Source organism: Nitrospirillum amazonense, assembly GCF_007828045.1.
Lineage (GTDB): Bacteria > Pseudomonadota > Alphaproteobacteria > Azospirillales > Azospirillaceae > Nitrospirillum > Nitrospirillum amazonense_C.
The window spans coordinates 1-16,524 of record NZ_VITN01000032.1 but is presented as its reverse complement, the minus strand read 5'-3'; the positions used below and the strand labels follow the sequence as shown (position 1 = coordinate 16,524).

16 protein-coding genes and 1 tRNA gene are annotated in these 16,524 nt (G+C 66.8%); 15 read left to right on the top strand and 2 right to left on the bottom strand.

Features of this window, described 5'->3' with window-relative positions; all coding sequences use genetic code 11:
• The first annotated feature begins 14 nt into the window (after positions 1 to 14).
• The 7 genes from FBZ89_RS28200 (at position 15) to mscL (ending at position 7,178) form a co-directional block, all read left to right on the top strand.
• Entirely contained in the window at positions 15 to 650 is a 636-nt protein-coding gene (locus tag FBZ89_RS28200; RefSeq protein WP_145754192.1) for a histidine phosphotransferase family protein, read from the top strand.
• A 291-nt stretch (positions 651 to 941) separates the two neighbouring features.
• A complete protein-coding gene (locus tag FBZ89_RS28195; protein ID WP_145754190.1) occupies positions 942 to 3,620 on the top strand; it encodes a hybrid sensor histidine kinase/response regulator in 2,679 nt (892 codons plus the stop codon).
• Positions 3,617 to 4,108, top strand: a complete 492-nt coding sequence (locus tag FBZ89_RS28190) for a chemotaxis protein CheW (RefSeq protein WP_044559593.1) — start codon at positions 3,617 to 3,619, stop codon at positions 4,106 to 4,108. Before FBZ89_RS28195 ends, FBZ89_RS28190 begins: the two co-directional genes overlap by 4 nt.
• Positions 4,109 to 4,162: 54 nt before the next feature.
• Positions 4,163 to 4,528: a response regulator gene (locus tag FBZ89_RS28185; protein ID WP_004272883.1), complete on the top strand. Its 366-nt coding sequence runs from the start codon at positions 4,163 to 4,165 to the stop codon at positions 4,526 to 4,528.
• A 20-nt stretch (positions 4,529 to 4,548) separates the two neighbouring features.
• A complete protein-coding gene (locus tag FBZ89_RS28180; protein ID WP_145754189.1) occupies positions 4,549 to 5,766 on the top strand; it encodes a protein-glutamate methylesterase/protein-glutamine glutaminase in 1,218 nt (405 codons plus the stop codon).
• Positions 5,763 to 6,572 (top strand): CheR family methyltransferase, encoded by an 810-nt coding sequence (locus tag FBZ89_RS28175; protein ID WP_145754188.1) that lies wholly within the window; start codon positions 5,763 to 5,765, stop codon positions 6,570 to 6,572. Before FBZ89_RS28180 ends, FBZ89_RS28175 begins: the two co-directional genes overlap by 4 nt.
• Before the next feature lie 204 nt (positions 6,573 to 6,776).
• Positions 6,777 to 7,178, top strand: a complete 402-nt coding sequence (gene mscL / locus FBZ89_RS28170) for a large conductance mechanosensitive channel protein MscL (protein WP_004272454.1) — start codon at positions 6,777 to 6,779, stop codon at positions 7,176 to 7,178.
• A gap of 34 nt (positions 7,179 to 7,212) precedes the next feature.
• Here mscL and FBZ89_RS28165 read toward each other — a convergent pair whose 3' ends face one another.
• Both FBZ89_RS28165 and lipB read right to left on the bottom strand, forming a co-directional pair.
• Positions 7,213 to 7,986, bottom strand: a complete 774-nt coding sequence (locus tag FBZ89_RS28165; RefSeq protein ID WP_145754187.1) for a hypothetical protein — start codon at positions 7,984 to 7,986, stop codon at positions 7,213 to 7,215.
• Positions 7,987 to 8,080: 94 nt separating this feature from the next.
• Complete coding sequence (gene lipB / locus FBZ89_RS28160) at positions 8,081 to 8,809, bottom strand: lipoyl(octanoyl) transferase LipB (protein ID WP_145754186.1); 729 nt, start codon at positions 8,807 to 8,809, stop codon at positions 8,081 to 8,083.
• Between the two features lie 188 nt (positions 8,810 to 8,997).
• On the opposite strand from lipB, the gene FBZ89_RS28155 reads away from it, so the two are divergent.
• From FBZ89_RS28155 to FBZ89_RS28120, 8 genes are all read left to right on the top strand, one after another.
• Positions 8,998 to 9,082 (top strand) — tRNA-Leu (locus FBZ89_RS28155).
• Between the two features lie 276 nt (positions 9,083 to 9,358).
• Positions 9,359 to 11,644 carry an NADP-dependent malic enzyme gene (locus FBZ89_RS28150; RefSeq protein WP_145754185.1) on the top strand — a complete coding sequence of 762 codons (2,286 nt, stop codon included), beginning with the start codon at positions 9,359 to 9,361 and terminating at the stop codon, positions 11,642 to 11,644.
• Between the two features lie 134 nt (positions 11,645 to 11,778).
• Entirely contained in the window at positions 11,779 to 12,408 is a 630-nt protein-coding gene (locus FBZ89_RS28145) for a TetR/AcrR family transcriptional regulator (RefSeq protein ID WP_145754184.1), read from the top strand.
• A complete protein-coding gene (locus FBZ89_RS28140; protein ID WP_145754183.1) occupies positions 12,398 to 13,585 on the top strand; it encodes an acetyl-CoA C-acyltransferase in 1,188 nt (395 codons plus the stop codon). The genes FBZ89_RS28145 and FBZ89_RS28140 overlap by 11 nt, the downstream gene beginning before the upstream one ends.
• Positions 13,586 to 13,684: 99 nt before the next feature.
• Entirely contained in the window at positions 13,685 to 14,293 is a 609-nt protein-coding gene (locus FBZ89_RS28135; RefSeq protein ID WP_145754182.1) for a 2-hydroxychromene-2-carboxylate isomerase, read from the top strand.
• A complete protein-coding gene (locus FBZ89_RS28130) occupies positions 14,293 to 15,252 on the top strand; it encodes an ion channel (RefSeq protein ID WP_145754181.1) in 960 nt (319 codons plus the stop codon). The genes FBZ89_RS28135 and FBZ89_RS28130 overlap by 1 nt, the downstream gene beginning before the upstream one ends.
• Positions 15,253 to 15,429: 177 nt before the next feature.
• Positions 15,430 to 15,771: an acyl carrier protein gene (locus FBZ89_RS28125; RefSeq protein ID WP_145754180.1), complete on the top strand. Its 342-nt coding sequence runs from the start codon at positions 15,430 to 15,432 to the stop codon at positions 15,769 to 15,771.
• Positions 15,772 to 15,918: 147 nt separating this feature from the next.
• A complete protein-coding gene (locus tag FBZ89_RS28120) occupies positions 15,919 to 16,335 on the top strand; it encodes a DUF1489 family protein (protein ID WP_246172818.1) in 417 nt (138 codons plus the stop codon).
• The last annotated feature ends 189 nt before the right edge of the window (positions 16,336 to 16,524 follow it).

The following is a 16,524-nucleotide window of genomic DNA, read 5'->3' as shown; positions in this document are numbered from 1 at the left end:
CAAGGCCCATATGAATGACGGTCTCCTTGGAACTGCACGTTGTCGAGCTGCTCTGCTCCCGCCTTTGCCATGATTTGATCAGCCCGGTGGGCGCCATCGGCAATGGCGTCGAACTCATTGAGGAGATGGGCCCATCCATGGCCGAGGAGGCCATGGCCCTGATCGCTGACAGCGCCGACCAGGCGGCGCGGCGCCTGCGTCTGTTCCGCCTGGCCTATGGGGCGGCGGGCAACAGCGGCGCCTTCACCGCGGCTGAGGCGCGGACGGTGCTGGGCGCCTGGTTCCGGGGTGGGCGCACGCGCCTGGACTGGCCGGCCGATGTCATGCCGGGGTCTGACGGCGGCGTCCTGAAACTGGCGCTGAACCTGGGTTTGCTGGCGGAGGAGGCCATGCCTTACGGCGGGGTGGTGACCGTCGCCGCCGGGGCCGGCGGCGCGGCGCTCTCGGTGACGGCGGAGGGGCGCACCGTCAGCCTGCGCGACGAGGTGCGCGAGGCCCTGGACGGGGCCGTGGCGCAGGCCGACCTGACCCCGCGCAGCGTCCAGGCCTATGTCACCGGCCGCTTCGCCGAACAGTGCGGCTGGCGCATCATCACCGAGGCCAAAGGTACGGAAGCATTGCGTTTCTGGCTGGAGAGACGGGCCGGCTGACAAGGCCCGGGCGCCGTTTCACGCCGATAGAGAACCTTAACGCGTTTATCGCTTGTCTTGTCGCCCGGGGCACGCCATCAATCTCGCAGGAGTAACGTGTTCTTAATCGTCTTTCTGGAAAAGATGGGTGTAGGGAGTGGCACCCCCTGTCACTATTAAGACACCCATGACGGCCGAAGGGGCTTGGCCGGGTGTTTTGATGTGGGGCGGGGTCGGGGGCTTAAACCTTATTCCAAGCGGGGCCGCCCGTCGGGACGGCTTCGACACGCGCATGGCAACGGGACGTGGACCATGGATGATCTGCTGAGCGAATTTCTGACCGAGACCAATGAAAATATCGCGGTCTTGGACGTTGAGTTGGTGCGGCTTGAGCAGAACCCGAATGACCCCAGCCTGCTGAGCAACATCTTCCGGCTGGTTCACACCATCAAGGGCACGTGCGGCTTTCTCGGCCTGCCGCGGCTGGAAGCGGTGGCCCACGCGTCGGAGAACGTGCTGGGCCGCTTCCGCGATGGCGAGCTGAACGTCAGCCCCTACGCGGTCACGCTGATCCTGGAATCCCTGGACGCCATCAAGTCGATCCTGCTGGTTCTGGAGAAGACCGAGGCCGAGCCGGCCGGTAATGACGAAGACCTGATCAACCGCCTGAACGCGCTGGCCGAAGGCCGGGAGGCGCCCGCCGCGGCGGCCCCTGCCGCCGCCGCACCGCCCCCCCCGCCGCCGGCGCCCGAGCCCGTGCCGGAACCCGTGGCCCCGCCGCCGGCCCCCGTGGCCGCCGCGCCGTCGGTGCCGGCCGCCGCCACAACCCGCGAAGTGGCGCCCGTGGCGGAGGCCGCCCCGCCGGCCCCGGCCCCGGCCGCCCCCCAGGCGCCTCCGCCGCCCCCGCCCGCCGCCGGTGGCGGTGATGGTGGCGAGTCGTCGCTGGCCAACCAGACCATCCGCGTGAACGTCGATCTGCTCGAAAACCTGATGACCATGGTTTCCGAGCTGGTGCTGACCCGCAACCAGCTGCTGCAGATCCTGCGCAGCCAGAAGGAAAGCGAGTTCGCGGTCCCGCTGCAGCGCCTGAACCACGTGACGTCGGAGCTGCAGGAAGGCGTCATGAAGACGCGCATGCAGCCCATCGGCAACGCCTGGGCCAAGCTGCCGCGCCTGGTGCGCGACCTGGCGCACGAACTGCACAAGAAGATCGATCTGCAGATGCTGGGCGCCGAGACGGAACTGGACCGTCAGGTGCTGGAGCTGATCAAGGACCCGCTGACCCACATGGTCCGCAACTCCGCCGACCACGGGTTGGAGCTGCCGGCGGAGCGCGTGGCCAAAGGCAAGTCCGAAACCGGCCGCGTCACGCTGAACGCCTTCCATGAGGGCGGCCACATCATCATCGAGATCTCCGACGATGGTAAGGGCCTGGCGATCGAGGCCATCAAACGCAAAATCCTGCAGAACGGCCTGGCCAGCGAGGCCGAGCTGGCCAGCATGTCGGACCAGCAGATCCAGCAGTTCATCTTCAAGGCCGGCTTCTCCACCGCCGCCAAGGTCACCAGCGTTTCCGGCCGCGGCGTCGGCATGGACGTGGTGAAGACCAACATCGAGAAGATCGGCGGCACGATCGAGCTGAAGTCCATCGAGGGCCGGGGCACCACCTTCACCATCAAGATCCCGCTGACCCTGGCCATCGTTTCGGCCCTTGTTGTGGAATGCAGTGGCGAGCGTTTCGCCATCCCGCAGATCAGCGTGATCGAGCTGGTGCGCGCCGCCAACGACAGCGAGCACAAGATCGAGCGCATCAACGGCACGCCCGTGCTGCGTCTGCGCAACCGCCTGCTGCCGCTGGTCAGCCTGGAACGGCTGCTGAAGCTGGGCGACGGTGACCAGTACAACCGCGAAACCTTCATCGTGGTGGCCCAGGTCGGCAACTACACCTTCGGCATCATCGTCGACCGCGTCTTCGACACGGAAGAAATCGTGGTGAAGCCGGTGGCCCCCATCCTGCGCCATATCGAGCTGTTCTCGGGCAACACCATCCTGGGTGACGGCTCCGTCATCATGATCCTGGACCCCAACGGCATCGCCAGCTTCTCCGGCGAGATTGCGGGGGGCGTGCACGACACCGCCGCCGCCGCCGCCGAGGCGAAGCAGTCCACCCGTCAGGACGACCGCATGGCCCTGCTGCTGTTCCGCGCCGGCGATGGCGCCCCCAAGGCCGTCCCGCTGTCGCTGGTCGCCCGCCTGGAGGACATCGACCTCAACCAGGTCGAGGCATCCAACGGCCAGCCGGTGGTGCAGTATCGTGGCAAGCTGATGCCGCTGGTGCCCATCGACCCGTCCTGGCAGGTCCAGCGCGACAAGCGCCAGCCGGTTCTGGTGTTCGCCGACGGCGACCGCTCCATGGGCCTGGTGGTGGATGAGATCATCGACATCGTCGAGGACCGCCTGCAGGTGGAGCTGGGCACGGAACGCGCCGGCTTCATGGGCAGCGCCATCATCGCCGACAAGGCGACGGACGTCATCGACGCCGGCTTCTACCTGACCCAGGCCTTCCGCGACTGGTTCGGCAACGCCACCGACCGCTTCGAGGATGAGCGCCTGCACAAGGTGCTGCTGGTCGACGACAGCCCCTTCTTCCGCAACCTGCTGACCCCGCTGCTGACCGTGTCGGGTTACGACGTCACGGCGGTGCAGAGCGCGGATGAGGCCCTGGGCCTCTGTGAGTCGGGCGAGGACTTCGACGTCATCGTCAGTGACATCGAGATGCCGGGCATGAGCGGGCTGGAGTTCGCCCAGGCCGTCCGCGGCAACAGCCGCTGGCAGAACGTGCCGCTGGTGGCCCTGTCCAGCCACGCCACCCCGCGCGACCTTGACCGCGGCCGGCAGGCCGGCTTCACCGATTATGTGGCGAAGTTCGACCGCGACGCTCTTCTCTTCACGCTGCAGCAGACCATCTCCGAGACCAAGGGTGCCGCATGAGTACGAACCTGCCCGCCAAGCGCACCGCCAGCACCGAAGTCGCGGTCGTCAAGAACGAAGACTTCGTCACCATGACCATCGCCGATCAGGTGTTCGGCATCCCGGTCCTGCAGGTGCAGGACGTGCTGGGTCCCCAGCGCATCACCCGCATTCCCCTGGCGCCGCCGGAGGTTGCCGGTTCGCTGAACCTGCGCGGCCGCATCGTCACCGCCATCGACGTGCGCCTGCGCCTGGGCCTGCCGCCGCGTGCGGCGGACAAGCCCGGCATGAGCATCGTCGTGGACCACAAGGGCGAGCTTTATTCCCTGATGGTCGACAGCGTCGGTGAAGTCTTGAGCCTGACTTCGGATGACTTCGAGCGTCAGCCGGCCACGATGGACGCGCGTTGGCGCGAAGTGTCCACGGGTATTTATCGTCTGCGGGAAAATCTTCTCGTTGTGCTTGACGTGTCGCGGTTGTTGAATTTCGCTAATACCGAAGCCGCCTGAGCCTGGGCTTAACCCACCGGTGCTTTCGAGCGCTTAGCAACCGAGGTCCTTTGCATGAAGTCCTGCCTGGTCGTCGATGACAGCCGCGTGGTCCGCAAGGTCGCGCGCAAGATCCTGGAAGAGCTGAACTTCACCTGTTCAGAAGCCGAGGATGGCAAGCAGGCGATGGAAGCGTGTGCGGCGTCCATGCCGGACGCCATCCTGTTGGACTGGAACATGCCGGTCATGACCGGCATCGAGTTCCTGCGGCGTCTGCGCAAGATGTCGGGGGGCCAGACGCCCAAGGTGGTGTTTTGCACCACCGAGAACGATCTGGCCCACATCCAGGAGGCGCTGTCGGCGGGGGCCAACGAGTACATCATGAAGCCCTTCGACAGCGAGATCATCCAAACCAAGTTCCAGCAGGTCGGGCTTCTCTGACGCCCGGGAACCATAAGATCATGAACGATATCCCCGGACGACCTCAGGCCGCGTCTTCGGTGGCCTCCACGACCGAGCCGTACCGGGTCATGGTCGTGGACGATTCGGCGGTCATCCGTGGCTTGCTGACGCGTACCCTGGAGGGTGACGGCACCATCCGTGTCGTCGCTTCCGTGGCCAACGGCCAGATGGCCATCAACACCCTGCAGCGCCAGACCCTGGACGTCATTGTCCTGGACATCGAGATGCCGGTGATGGATGGGCTGACGGCGCTGCCGCAGCTGATCGCCGCCGATCCGGCGGTCAAGGTCATCATGGCCTCGACCCTGACTGCCAAGAACGCCGACATCTCACTGCGGGCCCTGCGCGCCGGCGCCTCCGACTATGTCACCAAGCCGTCCTCGACGCGGGAGCTGACGGGCGCGGAAAGCTTCAAGGCGGAACTGGTCAGCAAGGTCCAGGCGCTGGGCGAGGCCGCCCGCCGGGCCGATCCGTCCAAGGGCACGCCCTCACGACCGCTGGCCCCGCGCCCTGTCGTGGCGCCCGTTCCCGGTGCCGCGCCGGCGGCGGCGCCCGCCGGTACCGCGGCACCGTCACCCGTCCGCAGCCGCCTGCTGGACCACGGTCCGGTGGTGCTGCGCCCGGCGCCCGACATCCGGCCGGACATCATCGCCATCGGCAGCTCCACCGGCGGGCCACAGGCCCTGTTCGAGGTGATGGCCAATTTCCGTGGCGGCCTGCACCAGCCCATTGTCATCACCCAGCATATGCCGGCGACCTTCACCACCATCCTGGCCGAGCACATCACCCGCCAGTGCGGGATCGAGTGTGCGGAGGCCAAGGATGGGGAGCCCATCGTCGGCGGCCGTGCCTATGTGGCGCCGGGCGACAACCACTTCCTGCTGGCGTCGCGCAACGGCGTGACCACCGCGCAACTGACCAAGGACCCGCCGGAAAATTTCTGCCGGCCGGCGGTCGATCCCATGTTGCGCAGTATTGTTAAGATTTATGGGCGTAAGGTGTTGGCGGTCATCCTCACCGGCATGGGGCATGACGGTCGCGGCGGCTGCGACCAGGTGGTCCAGGCCGGGGGTATGGTTGTTGGCCAGGACGAGGCCAGCAGCGTGGTGTGGGGCATGCCAGGCGCCGTGGCAACGGCGGGTTTGTGCAGTTCCATCCTGCCCTTGAAGGAGATCGGTCCGTTTATCCGCAAGATCGCACTGAGGACGGCGGCATGAAGGTCGAAGACTTCGACATGTTCTGCACGATGCTGAAGCAGCGTTCGGGCTTGGTCCTGACCAAGGACAAGGCCTACCTGCTGGAATCGCGCCTCATGCCCGTAGCGCGGAAGTGGAACCTGAAAACGCTGGATGAGCTGGCGGCCACGGTTCGCGCCCGCAAGGACGAAAACCTGCTGAAGGACATCACGGAGGCGATGACGACCAATGAGTCGTCGTTCTTCCGCGACCAGAAGCCCTTCGACCAGTTCAAGCAGGTGGTCCTGCCGGTCCTGCTGGAAAGCCGGGCCGCCAAGAAGTCCATCCGCATCTGGTCGGCCGCCTGCTCCAGCGGGCAGGAGGCCTATTCGCTGGCCATGATGCTGTCGGAGGACTCCGTGCGTCTCAACGGCTGGCGCATCGAGATCGTGGGCACCGACCTGTCGTCGGAGATGGTGGAGAAGTCGCGTGCCGGCATCTACACCCAGTTCGAGGTGCAGCGCGGCCTGCCCATCACCATGCTGGTGAAGTATTTCAAGCAGACCGGCGACAAATGGCAGCTGTCGCCGCAGATCCGGCAGATGGCCACCTTCCGGGAATACAATCTGCTGACCGACCTGTCGCCGCTGGGCCAGTTCGACGTGGTGTTCTGCCGCAACGTGCTGATCTACTTCGACCAGCCGACCAAGACCAAGGTGCTGGAGGCCATCGCCAAGCAGATGCCGTCCGACGGCGTGCTGTACCTGGGCGGCGCCGAGACCGTCTTGGGCATCACCGACAGGTTCAAGCCCATGGAAGGCCAGCGCGGCCTGTACGTCCTGCCCTGAGGGCGGGGCCTGAGGGCAAGGGACATCGCTTCATGGCAGGGGCCGGCCCGGCGACGGGACCGGCCCTTTCCTTGATGGGGCTTTCGCGGGGGCGCCTACATCCTGTGGGTAGTGACCCTGGCGGCCCGCTGCCTGCATACTGCGTTCACCAACCCATGAAGCGGCCCGCGCAGCCGGGACCGCTCGAATAAAGGGGACGCGAGGATGTGGGAAGAATTCAAGTCGTTCATCAGCCGGGGCAGCGTCATCGATCTGGCCGTCGGCATCATCGTTGGCGCCGCCTTCACCGGCATCGTCAATTCGCTGGTCAATGACCTGATCATGCCCCCCATCGGCTATCTCATGGGCGGCATCGACTTCTCCAGCTATTTCCTGGCCTTGAACGGGGAGCACTACGCCAACCTGAAGGCGGCGCAGGACGCGGGTGCCGCCACCGTCAACTATGGCGTCTTCATCAACGTCGTCATCCGCTTCTTCATCGTCGCCGGCGCTGTGTTCCTGCTGGTCAAGCAGGTCAACCGCTTCCGCACCAAGGCGGTTTCCGCCCCGCCCCGGCAGGAGGTGCTGCTGGAGGAAATCCGCGACCTGCTGAAGGCCAGGAACTGATCCAGGACTATCCCCCGGGCCCCTCGGGCGGCACCTATCCGAACAGCTTCGTGTAACCGTCCATGAGGGTCATCCAGGTGGCGCTGCCGGCGATGGGTACCATGGCCACCTGGTTCAGGATGGCCAGCGGCAAGCCATAGGCATAGACGGGATGGGGCCGTCCGCGCGTCCGCCAGTCATGGACCAGGGCCACGACCAGCAGCAGATCGGCGACCAGGCCGGGAGGGATCGCCACGAACGGCGGCGGGGGCGGGCCCTCCGCCGCCGCTCCGGCGGGCGGGGCCAGCAGGGCCACGAAAACGCGGGCGATGGCCGGCTGCATCAGCAGGGCCATGAGCAGAACCATGAGCCGCTTGTGCACTTCCGGCCGGCGGACCATGACGATGGCCAGCACGAAGACGGCGATGAACAGGGGCAGCGCCGTCAGCGAGACGGCGGCGAAGCGCTTGGCCGCGTCGCCATATCCCAGTTGCGTGTACAGGTTCAGCACGGCGACCTGGCTGGCCAGGATGGTGCAGATCATCACGCTGAACAGGGCGATGCCGGCCAGGCCCCAACTGCGGTGGTCGGGTGTCCGGCCCCAGGCCGCCAGCAGCGTCTGCGCGAAATAGAACAGGCACCAGGAAAACAGGACGAAGCCGTGGATATGGACGATGGCCGGCCGGTGGAAGGTGCCGCTGAACACCGGCCGCCAATAGGTCGGCGTGAACCCGCCGAAGGCGATGGCCAGGAAGACGGCGGCCATGGCCACATAGAAGGTGTGCCGATTGGCCGTCGCGACAGGCCGAGACGTGATCGCGGTTTCCATGGCGCCCCCCGCCGTTGCCACGCTGCCTCAATTATGCGTGGCTTCCGGATTGGGGTCCAACTATCGCAGGTTTAGCTGTCGAACGGGTACCCCTTTACCGGGCACACATTTCGGTGGGGGTGGCGTCCGGCGTTTCAAATACGCCGTACCAACTGTCGCGCATCGCCGCGTCCACCTCGTGCAGGCTGACCAGGTACCCCAGGGCATGCATGGAGGTGACGCCGAACTGGGTGATGCCGCAGGGCACGATGCCGCCGAAGTGGCCGAGGTCGGGATCCACGTTCAGCGAGATGCCGTGGAAGGTGACCCCGCGTCGCACCCGCACGCCGATGGCGCCGATCTTGTCCTCCTGGCCCGGCAGGCCGCCATAGGGTTGCTTGTCCACCCAGATGCCCACCCGACCGCAGCGACGCTCGCCCTTGATGTTGAACAGGGCCAGGGTGCGGATGATCCATTCCTCCAGGTTGGTGACGTAGCGGTGCACGTCGGGCCCGCGCTTCATCAGGTCCAGCATGACATAGGCCACCCGCTGGCCGGGGCCGTGATAGGTGTATTGCCCGCCGCGCCCGGTCTGGAATACGGGGAAGCGGCCATGGTCCAGCAGATCCTCCGCCTTGGCGCTGGTGCCGGCGGTGTACAGCGGCGGGTGTTCCAGCAGCCACACCAGTTCGGGCGCCGTGCCGGCACGGATGGCGGCCACCCGCTCCTCCATGGCGGCCACCGCCTCGGGATAGGCTACCGGCTGGTCGCTGATGCGCCATTCCGGGCCGGCCAAAGGCGGGGAAGGCGGAAGGGCGTCGGTTTCGGTCAGGGGCAGGGACATCGCGTTGCTTACCTGTCGTGCTAAGGCGGTTCCGGCGGGTGCGGCGCCGGGGTCTTTTCAGGGACACACCCTTATATAGTGTGTCCCGATCCCGATGGGGCCACACGAGGGCTTGCTATGGGATCGGCGATTTGCTATTCCCCCGTTCACCCGTTGGCAAGCCCTTGCCGACGAGGTTCTGACATGATGCGGTCATGGCGGAATTGGTAGACGCGCAGCGTTGAGGTCGCTGTGGGGCAACCCGTGGAAGTTCGAGTCTTCTTGACCGCACCATCACCTGAAAGGCCGGCCCCCTGGGGTCGGCCTTTCGCGTTCTCGGGCGGTCGCTTCTCCGGGCGGTCGCTTCTGGGCATCGTTTATGGGCCGATATCGCGCATGGCAGACGGGCGCGCCGGTGTCGAATGGCTCCATAGTGCCCATGGCCTCTGGACAACGCCGGCCCCCCCGCCTTAAGCAGGAAGCAGACCGAACGGTTTACGACGCCTGTGGCAGCATCGGCGCCCCGTGACGCCGCTCGCGACCCAGTCCCCCGCAGAAGAGACCGGCCCCATGTCCGACGAGTTTCGCGAAGCCGCCCTTGACTATCACCGGCTGCCGACGCCGGGTAAGATCGCCGTCACGCCGACCAAGCCCTTGGCGACACAGCGCGACCTGGCCCTGGCCTATTCGCCCGGCGTGGCCTTCGCCTGCGAGGCCATCGTGGCCGATCCGGCCGAGGCCAGCCAGATGACCTCGCGCGGCAACCTGGTGGCCGTCATCACCAACGGCACCGCCGTGCTGGGCCTGGGCGACATCGGTCCGCTGGCCGCCAAGCCGGTGATGGAGGGCAAGGGCGTCCTGTTCAAGAAGTTCGCCGGCATCGACGTCTTCGACATCGAGATCGACCAGAAGGATCCCGACAAGCTGGTCGAGGTCATCGCCGCGCTGGAGCCGACGTTCGGTGGCATCAACCTTGAAGACATCAAGGCGCCGGAATGCTTCTACGTGGAAAGCAAGCTGCGCGAGCGCATGAAGATCCCGGTCTTCCATGACGACCAGCACGGCACCGCCATCATCGTCGCCGCCGCCATCACCAACGCGCTGAAGCTGCGCGGCCGCAAGATCGACGAGGTCAAGCTGGTGGCCAGCGGCGCCGGCGCCGCCGCCCTGGCCTGCCTGGACCTGCTGGTCGATATGGGCATGCCCGTGGACAACATCTGGGTCAGCGACATCAAGGGCGTGGTCTATGACGGCCGCACCGAACTGATGGACCCGCGCAAGGCCCGCTACGCCAAAAAGACCAACGCCCGCACCCTGGACGACATCATCGATGGCGCGGACATCTTCCTGGGCCTGTCCGCCCCGCGCGTGCTGACCAAGCCCATGGTGGCCAAGATGGCGGGGCAGCCGGTCATCCTGGCGCTGGCCAACCCCACCCCGGAAATCATGCCGGAAGAGGCGCGCGAGGCGCAGCCTGACGCCATCATCGCCACCGGGCGGTCCGACTACCCCAACCAGGTCAACAACGTCCTCTGCTTCCCCTTCATTTTCCGGGGGGCCCTGGACGTGGGCGCCACCCAGATCAACGAGGCGATGAAGATCGCCGCGGTGGAGGCCATCGCCCGCCTGGCCATGGCGGAACAGCACGACGTGGTGGCCGCCGCCTACGGCGACCAGCAGGCCGGCTTCGGCCCCGACAACATCATCCCCAAGCCCTTCGACCCGCGCCTGATCCTGGAGATCGCGCCGGCGGTGGCCAAGGCGGCCATGGACAGCGGCGTGGCCACCCGACCCATCACCGATTTCGACGCCTACCGCGAGCGGCTGTCGCAGTTCGTCTTCCGCTCCGGCCTGCTGATGAAGCCGGTGTTCTCCCGCGCCAAGCAGGCGCCCAAGCGCCTGGTCTATTGCGAGGGCGAGGAGGAGCGGGTGCTGCGCGCCGTGCAGTTCGTGGTGGACGACGGCCTGGCCAAGCCCATCCTCATCGGCCGGCGCGAGGTGGTGGCGCGCCGTATCGAGAAGCTGGGCCTGCGCATCCAGCTGGACCGCGATGTCGAACTGGTCGATCCGCAGAACGACCCGCGCTACGCCGACTACTGGCAGAGCTACCACGCCATCATGGAACGCCGGGGCGTCAGCCCGGACCGCGCCCGCCAGGTGGTGCGCAACAACACCACCGTCATCGGCCTGATGATGGTGCGCAAGGGCGACGCCGACGCCATGATCGGCGGCACGGTCGGCCTCTATGACTGGCACCTGAAGCATGTGCTGGACGTCATCGGGCTGAAGCCGGGCACCACCATTCCCGCCGCCCTGTCGGTGCTGATCCTGCCCAAGGGCACCTTCTTCCTGGCCGACGCCTATGTGACGCCGGACCCCACGGCCGACCAGATCGCCGCCATGACGGCCCTGGCGGCGGAAGAGGTGCGGCGCTTCGGCGTGGTGCCCAAGGTGGCCCTGCTGTCGCACTCCAACTTCGGCAGCCACGGCGATGCCTCGGCCCTGACCATGCGCGCCGCCCTGGCCAAGATCGAGCAGCAGTGCCCGACGCTGGAGGTCGAGGGCGAGATGCATGCCGACAGCGCCATTTCCGAAGACATCCGCAACCGGGTGTTCCCCAACAGCCGCCTGAAGGGCATGGCCAACCTGCTGATCATGCCCAGCCGCGATGCCGCCAACATCGCCTTCAACCTGCTGAAGACGCTGGGCGAGGGGCAGCCGGTGGGCCCGGTGCTGCTGGGCGCCGCCCAGCCGGTGCACATCCTCACCCCCTCGGTCACCGTGCGCGGCATCGTCAACATGTCGGCCCTGGCCGTGGTCGATGCCCAGATGCATGAGGTGGGCGAGGACGCTTGATCCTGGCCCTTCGGGGCGCCCTATGGCTGACGGCGGTGAAGACCCGTCCCGGAGCGATCCGGGGCGGGTCTTCGCTTTTTTGGCGCAGGGTCCCTGCCTTGACAATAGCACGATCGTTCGTTTATTTTTCGCCCATGAGCAAAGGTGTCCGCACGCGCGCCGCCATCCTGGGTGAGGCCTTGAGCCTCATGAGCACGGATGGACTGTCAGGTCTCACCATCGGCCTGTTGGCGGAGCGTACCGGCCTGTCGAAAAGCGGGCTGTTCGCCCACTTCGGGTCCAAGGAACAGCTGCAGGTGGCGGTGTTGCAGGAGGCCCAGGCCTGCTTCACCGCCCATGTCATCCGTCCCGTGTTGGGCCTGCCGCGCGGCCTGCCGCGGCTGGAGGCCTTCGCTGAGGGCTGGTGGACGTGGAACCGGTCACCCCCCTTTCCGGGCGGCTGCCCCATCCAGGCGGCCAGCCTGGAATTGGATGACCGGCCGGGCCTGTTGCGGGATGAGATCGCGGGGGCCCAGCGCCGCTTGCGCGCCTTCATCCGGCAGGGGGCCGCCATGGCGATTGCGGCGGGGCATTTCCGCCCCGGTCTCGATTGCACCCTGTTCGCGTTCCAGATGGTGGGTATCGCCTTCGCCCAGACCATGACCTGCCGCCTGTTGGGTGAGCCGGAGGGCCTGGATTTCGTTCGCCGTGCCTGGCGCCTTCAAGTGGAGGGCGCCTTGGGCTCCGCACATAATCAAACGGGAGAGATGAACCATGTCGAGTGATCCGATTGTTATCGTCAGCGCCGCCCGCACCGCCATGGGCGGCATGATGGGCGACCTGTCCAGCCTGCCGGCCGCCCAGCTGGGTGCTGCTGCCGTGAAGGCGGCGGTGGAGCGCGCGGGCCTTTCGCCCGACGCCATCGATGAGGTGGTGATGGGCTGCGTGCTGCAGGCCGGCCAGGGCCAGGCGCCCGGCCGCCAGGCGGCGCTGGCCGCGGGCCTGCCGCAGTCGGTGCCCTGCAGCACCCTGAACAAGATGTGCGGCAGCGGCATGAAGGCGGCCATGGTCGCCCACGACCTGCTGGTGGCGGGTAGCGTCGACATCGCGCTGGCCGGCGGCATGGAAAGCATGTCCAACGCGCCCTACCTGCTGGACCGCGCCCGTGGCGGCTATCGCTACGGCCACGCCACCATCTACGACCACATGGCGCTGGATGGACTGGAGGACGCCTACGACCGGGGCCGCGCCATGGGCACCTTCGCCGAGGACACGGCCGCCCATTACCAGTTCACCCGTGAGATGCAGGACGCCTATGCCATCGAGAGCCTGCGCCGGGCCAAGGCCGCGGTGGAAGGCGGCTGGTTCGACGGCGAGACGGTGGGCGTCACCGTGAAGGGCAAGGCCGGGGACGTCGTCATCAGCCGGGATGAGCAGCCGCTGAAGGGCAAGCCGGAAAAGATCCCCACCCTCAAGACTCCGTTCCGCAAGGACGGCACGGTGACGGCGGCCAGCAGCGCCAGCATCAGCGACGGTGCCGCCGCCCTGGTGCTGACCCGTGCCAGCGTGGCGGAGAAGCGCGGCTTGAAGCCGTTGGCCCGCATCGTCGGCCATGCCAGCCACGCCCGCGCGCCCAACTGGTTCACCACCGCCCCCATTGGCGCCATCGAGACCCTGTTCGCCAAGACCGGCTGGTCGGCCCGCGATGTCGATCTGTTCGAGATCAACGAGGCTTTCGCCGTGGTGCCCATGGCGGCGATGCGGGAATTCGACATTCCCCATGACAAGGTCAACGTCCATGGCGGCGCCTGCGCCCTGGGCCACCCCATCGGTGCTTCAGGCGCCCGCATCCTGGTGACCTTGCTGGCCGCACTGCAGCGCTACGGCCAGACCCGGGGCGTGGCCAGCCTGTGCATCGGCGGTGGCGAAGCCACGGCCGTGGCCATCGAGCGCCTCAACTGACCCCCATCGACGCTGGACCTGGTCCGGCGAGTGGGCATACTGGCGGGCGGCCGTGCCGAGGGGTGCGGCCGCCCGAATAACATTGTGGGGAGGGGACCTGTGACGGCAGCGCGGCCCTTGGACTTCTATTTCGACTTCGCCTCGCCTTATGGCTATTTCGCCGCCATGGCGATCGATGAACTGGCGGCCCGCCATGGCCGCGCCGTGGCCTGGCATCCCATCCTGCTGGGGGCGGTGTTCAAGAGCACGGGCGTCACCGCCACGGTGCTGCGTCCCTTGCAGGGGGATTACCTGCGGCATGACGTGATGCGCTCCGCCCGCTATTACGGCCTGCCGCTGGTGTGGCCGCAGGTGATGCCGATCAATGCCGTGGCGTCCTCCCGCGCCTATTACTGGACGGCCACCCGGGATGTCGGCCTGGCGCGAAGCTTGGCGAAGGCGCTGTACCGCGCCCACTGGCAGGAGGGGCGGGACATTTCCGGGATGGACGCGGTGGCGGATGTCGCCACCGGCATCGGCATGGATGCGGATAGCCTCAAGGCGGGCATGCAGGAACCGGCGGTGAAGGACGCGCTGCGCGTCGCCACCGATGCCGCCATGGCCCGGGGCGTCTTCGGTTCCCCCTTCATCTTCGTGGATGGGGAGGGGTTCTGGGGGGCGGACCGCCTGGTGCAGGTGGAACGCTGGCTGGCGCAGGGCGGCTGGTGATGAACGCGACCACCCCCCGGTCCGTTCCGTCCCGGCGGCGGCGCAAGCGCACCCTGGTGACGCCCATCGTCCTGACGGTGGGCCTGCTGGCCTTGATCTCGCTCACCATCCAGGGGGCGGATCCGGGCCTGATGCTGGCGCTGTTGGGGGCGGTGGTCGTGGTGGTGGGCGCCTGCCACCTGCTGTTCCCCGGCAGCCGCTTCTTTACCATCGGCTTGGCCAACTTCGTCGGCATCTACGCCATCATCTTCGAGTTCTTCGTCGAGGCGCACTTCTCACGGTTGCCGCCGGGCCTGCTGGGGCTGGGCTTCGTCCTGCCATTGGCCGCTTTCCTGGCCGGCGTGGTGATTCGCCGCGAGGGCATTCGCGCCATCGTCCAGGCGCGGCCGGACGGCAACACCAGGCGGCGCGACCTGCGCCGCTTCGGTCGCGCCTTCGGTTGGGTGGTGCCGCTGGGCCTGGTGGGGGCGGCCACCTTCTTGCTGACCCCCGAGACGCCCGAGCCCGTGGTGCGCGACGCCTTCTTCGCCGCCATGGGCTTCATCGCCTTCATCGTGCTGCTGGTCAGCTACGACGTGGTGGTGCTGCTGTTGGAGACGGGCCTGCTGTTCGAGGAGTTTTTCGAGCAGGTGGCCGGCCTGGCGGAGCCGGCCTTCGCCTTCTTCACCTTCTACTCCCTGCTGGTGATCGTCTTCGCCGCCCTCTACACGGTGGTGGACCGCTTCTCCCCCGTCAGCCAGTTCATGATCGGCGGCGCGCCGCAGAAGATCGGATTCGCGGAGAGCCTTTATTTCTCCGTCGTGACCCTGTCGACCGTGGGCTACGGCGACATCGTGCCGGTAGGCAGCTTCATCCGCCTGGTCGTGGCGGCCGAGGTCATCGTCGGCATGCTGCTGTTGTTGTTCGGATTCAACGCCATCTTCAGCTACTCCAGCAGCCGCCGGCCGCCCGACCGCTGAACTCGGAGCCCCCCAGGATGGCGGCACGTGGCCCCGCCATTGGCCGCCAAGAAACATCACTGGTGCCGGCGTCAAAAAAGTCTTAACGCTTCTCTGATAGGGGTGGGGACCTGAAAGCCGCGTAAGGGCGGGGTGACCACCCCAGCGCGGGGCCTGAAACTTGAGGGGCGGGATGCCGTGAGCCGGTCGATCGAGGGCGTCACCAACTGGATGCACCTATTCCGTTGGATCGTGAAGCTGATCCGCGACGACTACGGCGTCGACGAGAAAATCCTGACCCGCACCGCCGTGCTGGAGACCGACTGCGGCCTCAGCATCGAGCAGGTGGAAGAGGTGCTGGACATTGTCGCCGACAGCTTCGCCATCCGCTTCCCCCAGGGCACCCTGGATGAGGTGCTGAAACTGGAGGAACTGTGCCTGCTGGCTGCGTGGCTGAAGGGCATGTTCAAGCGGCCGGACTTCATCTCCGACGGTTTCGAGGCCAAGTGCCGCGCCATGAATGCCTCGGCCGGGGCGTAGTTGGTGCCTTGAGTGCCGGGCGTAACTCCCCCACTCATGATCCGCTTGAGGACCGCCCCTGTGACGGGGCGCCTTGACCCCCAGGCTTAAGCTCGTAGTCTCAACCACCCGATAGACACCGGCCCTGTTGAGACCATGCTCCTTCATATGCTGCGCCTTGCCGTGGGCGCCCCCGACCTTGCCGACATGCGCGACTGGCGCAACCGCAACCAGATGGACTGGCACGGCCATCGGGTGGTGCCCACCTATACCCGCCGCATGCCCACACGCACGGCGGAACTGTTGGACGGCGGTTCCCTCTATTGGGTGGTGAAGGGCATCCTGTGCTGCCGCGCCCGTTTCGTCGGTTTCGACCTCATGCGCTCGCCCGAGGGGGATGAGGTCTGCCGCATGCTGCTGGATACCGAACTGGTGGAAACCGTGCCCCAGCCCAAGCGCCCCTTCCAGGGCTGGCGTTATCTGAAGCCGGAGGATGCGCCGCCCGACCTGGACCAGGCCGGCGGGGGCGCGCAGGACCTGCCGCCCCACATATTGGCGGAGCTGCGGCAGCTGGGCTTGGCCTAAGGCCCCTTTTTTCCGGCGGCCTGCGGGCTCCGGGCTGGTTTCCGGATAGCGGCTACGCCGCGTTTCGAAAAAAGTGAGGGGTGGATGAAAAAAGCTATAGACAGGGGGTGGTTGGGGTCACTATAACCCCGTTCACCGACGCGGCGGGCGACAACGAACGGCGCGACGGCGAAGCGATCCCTGAGTTCT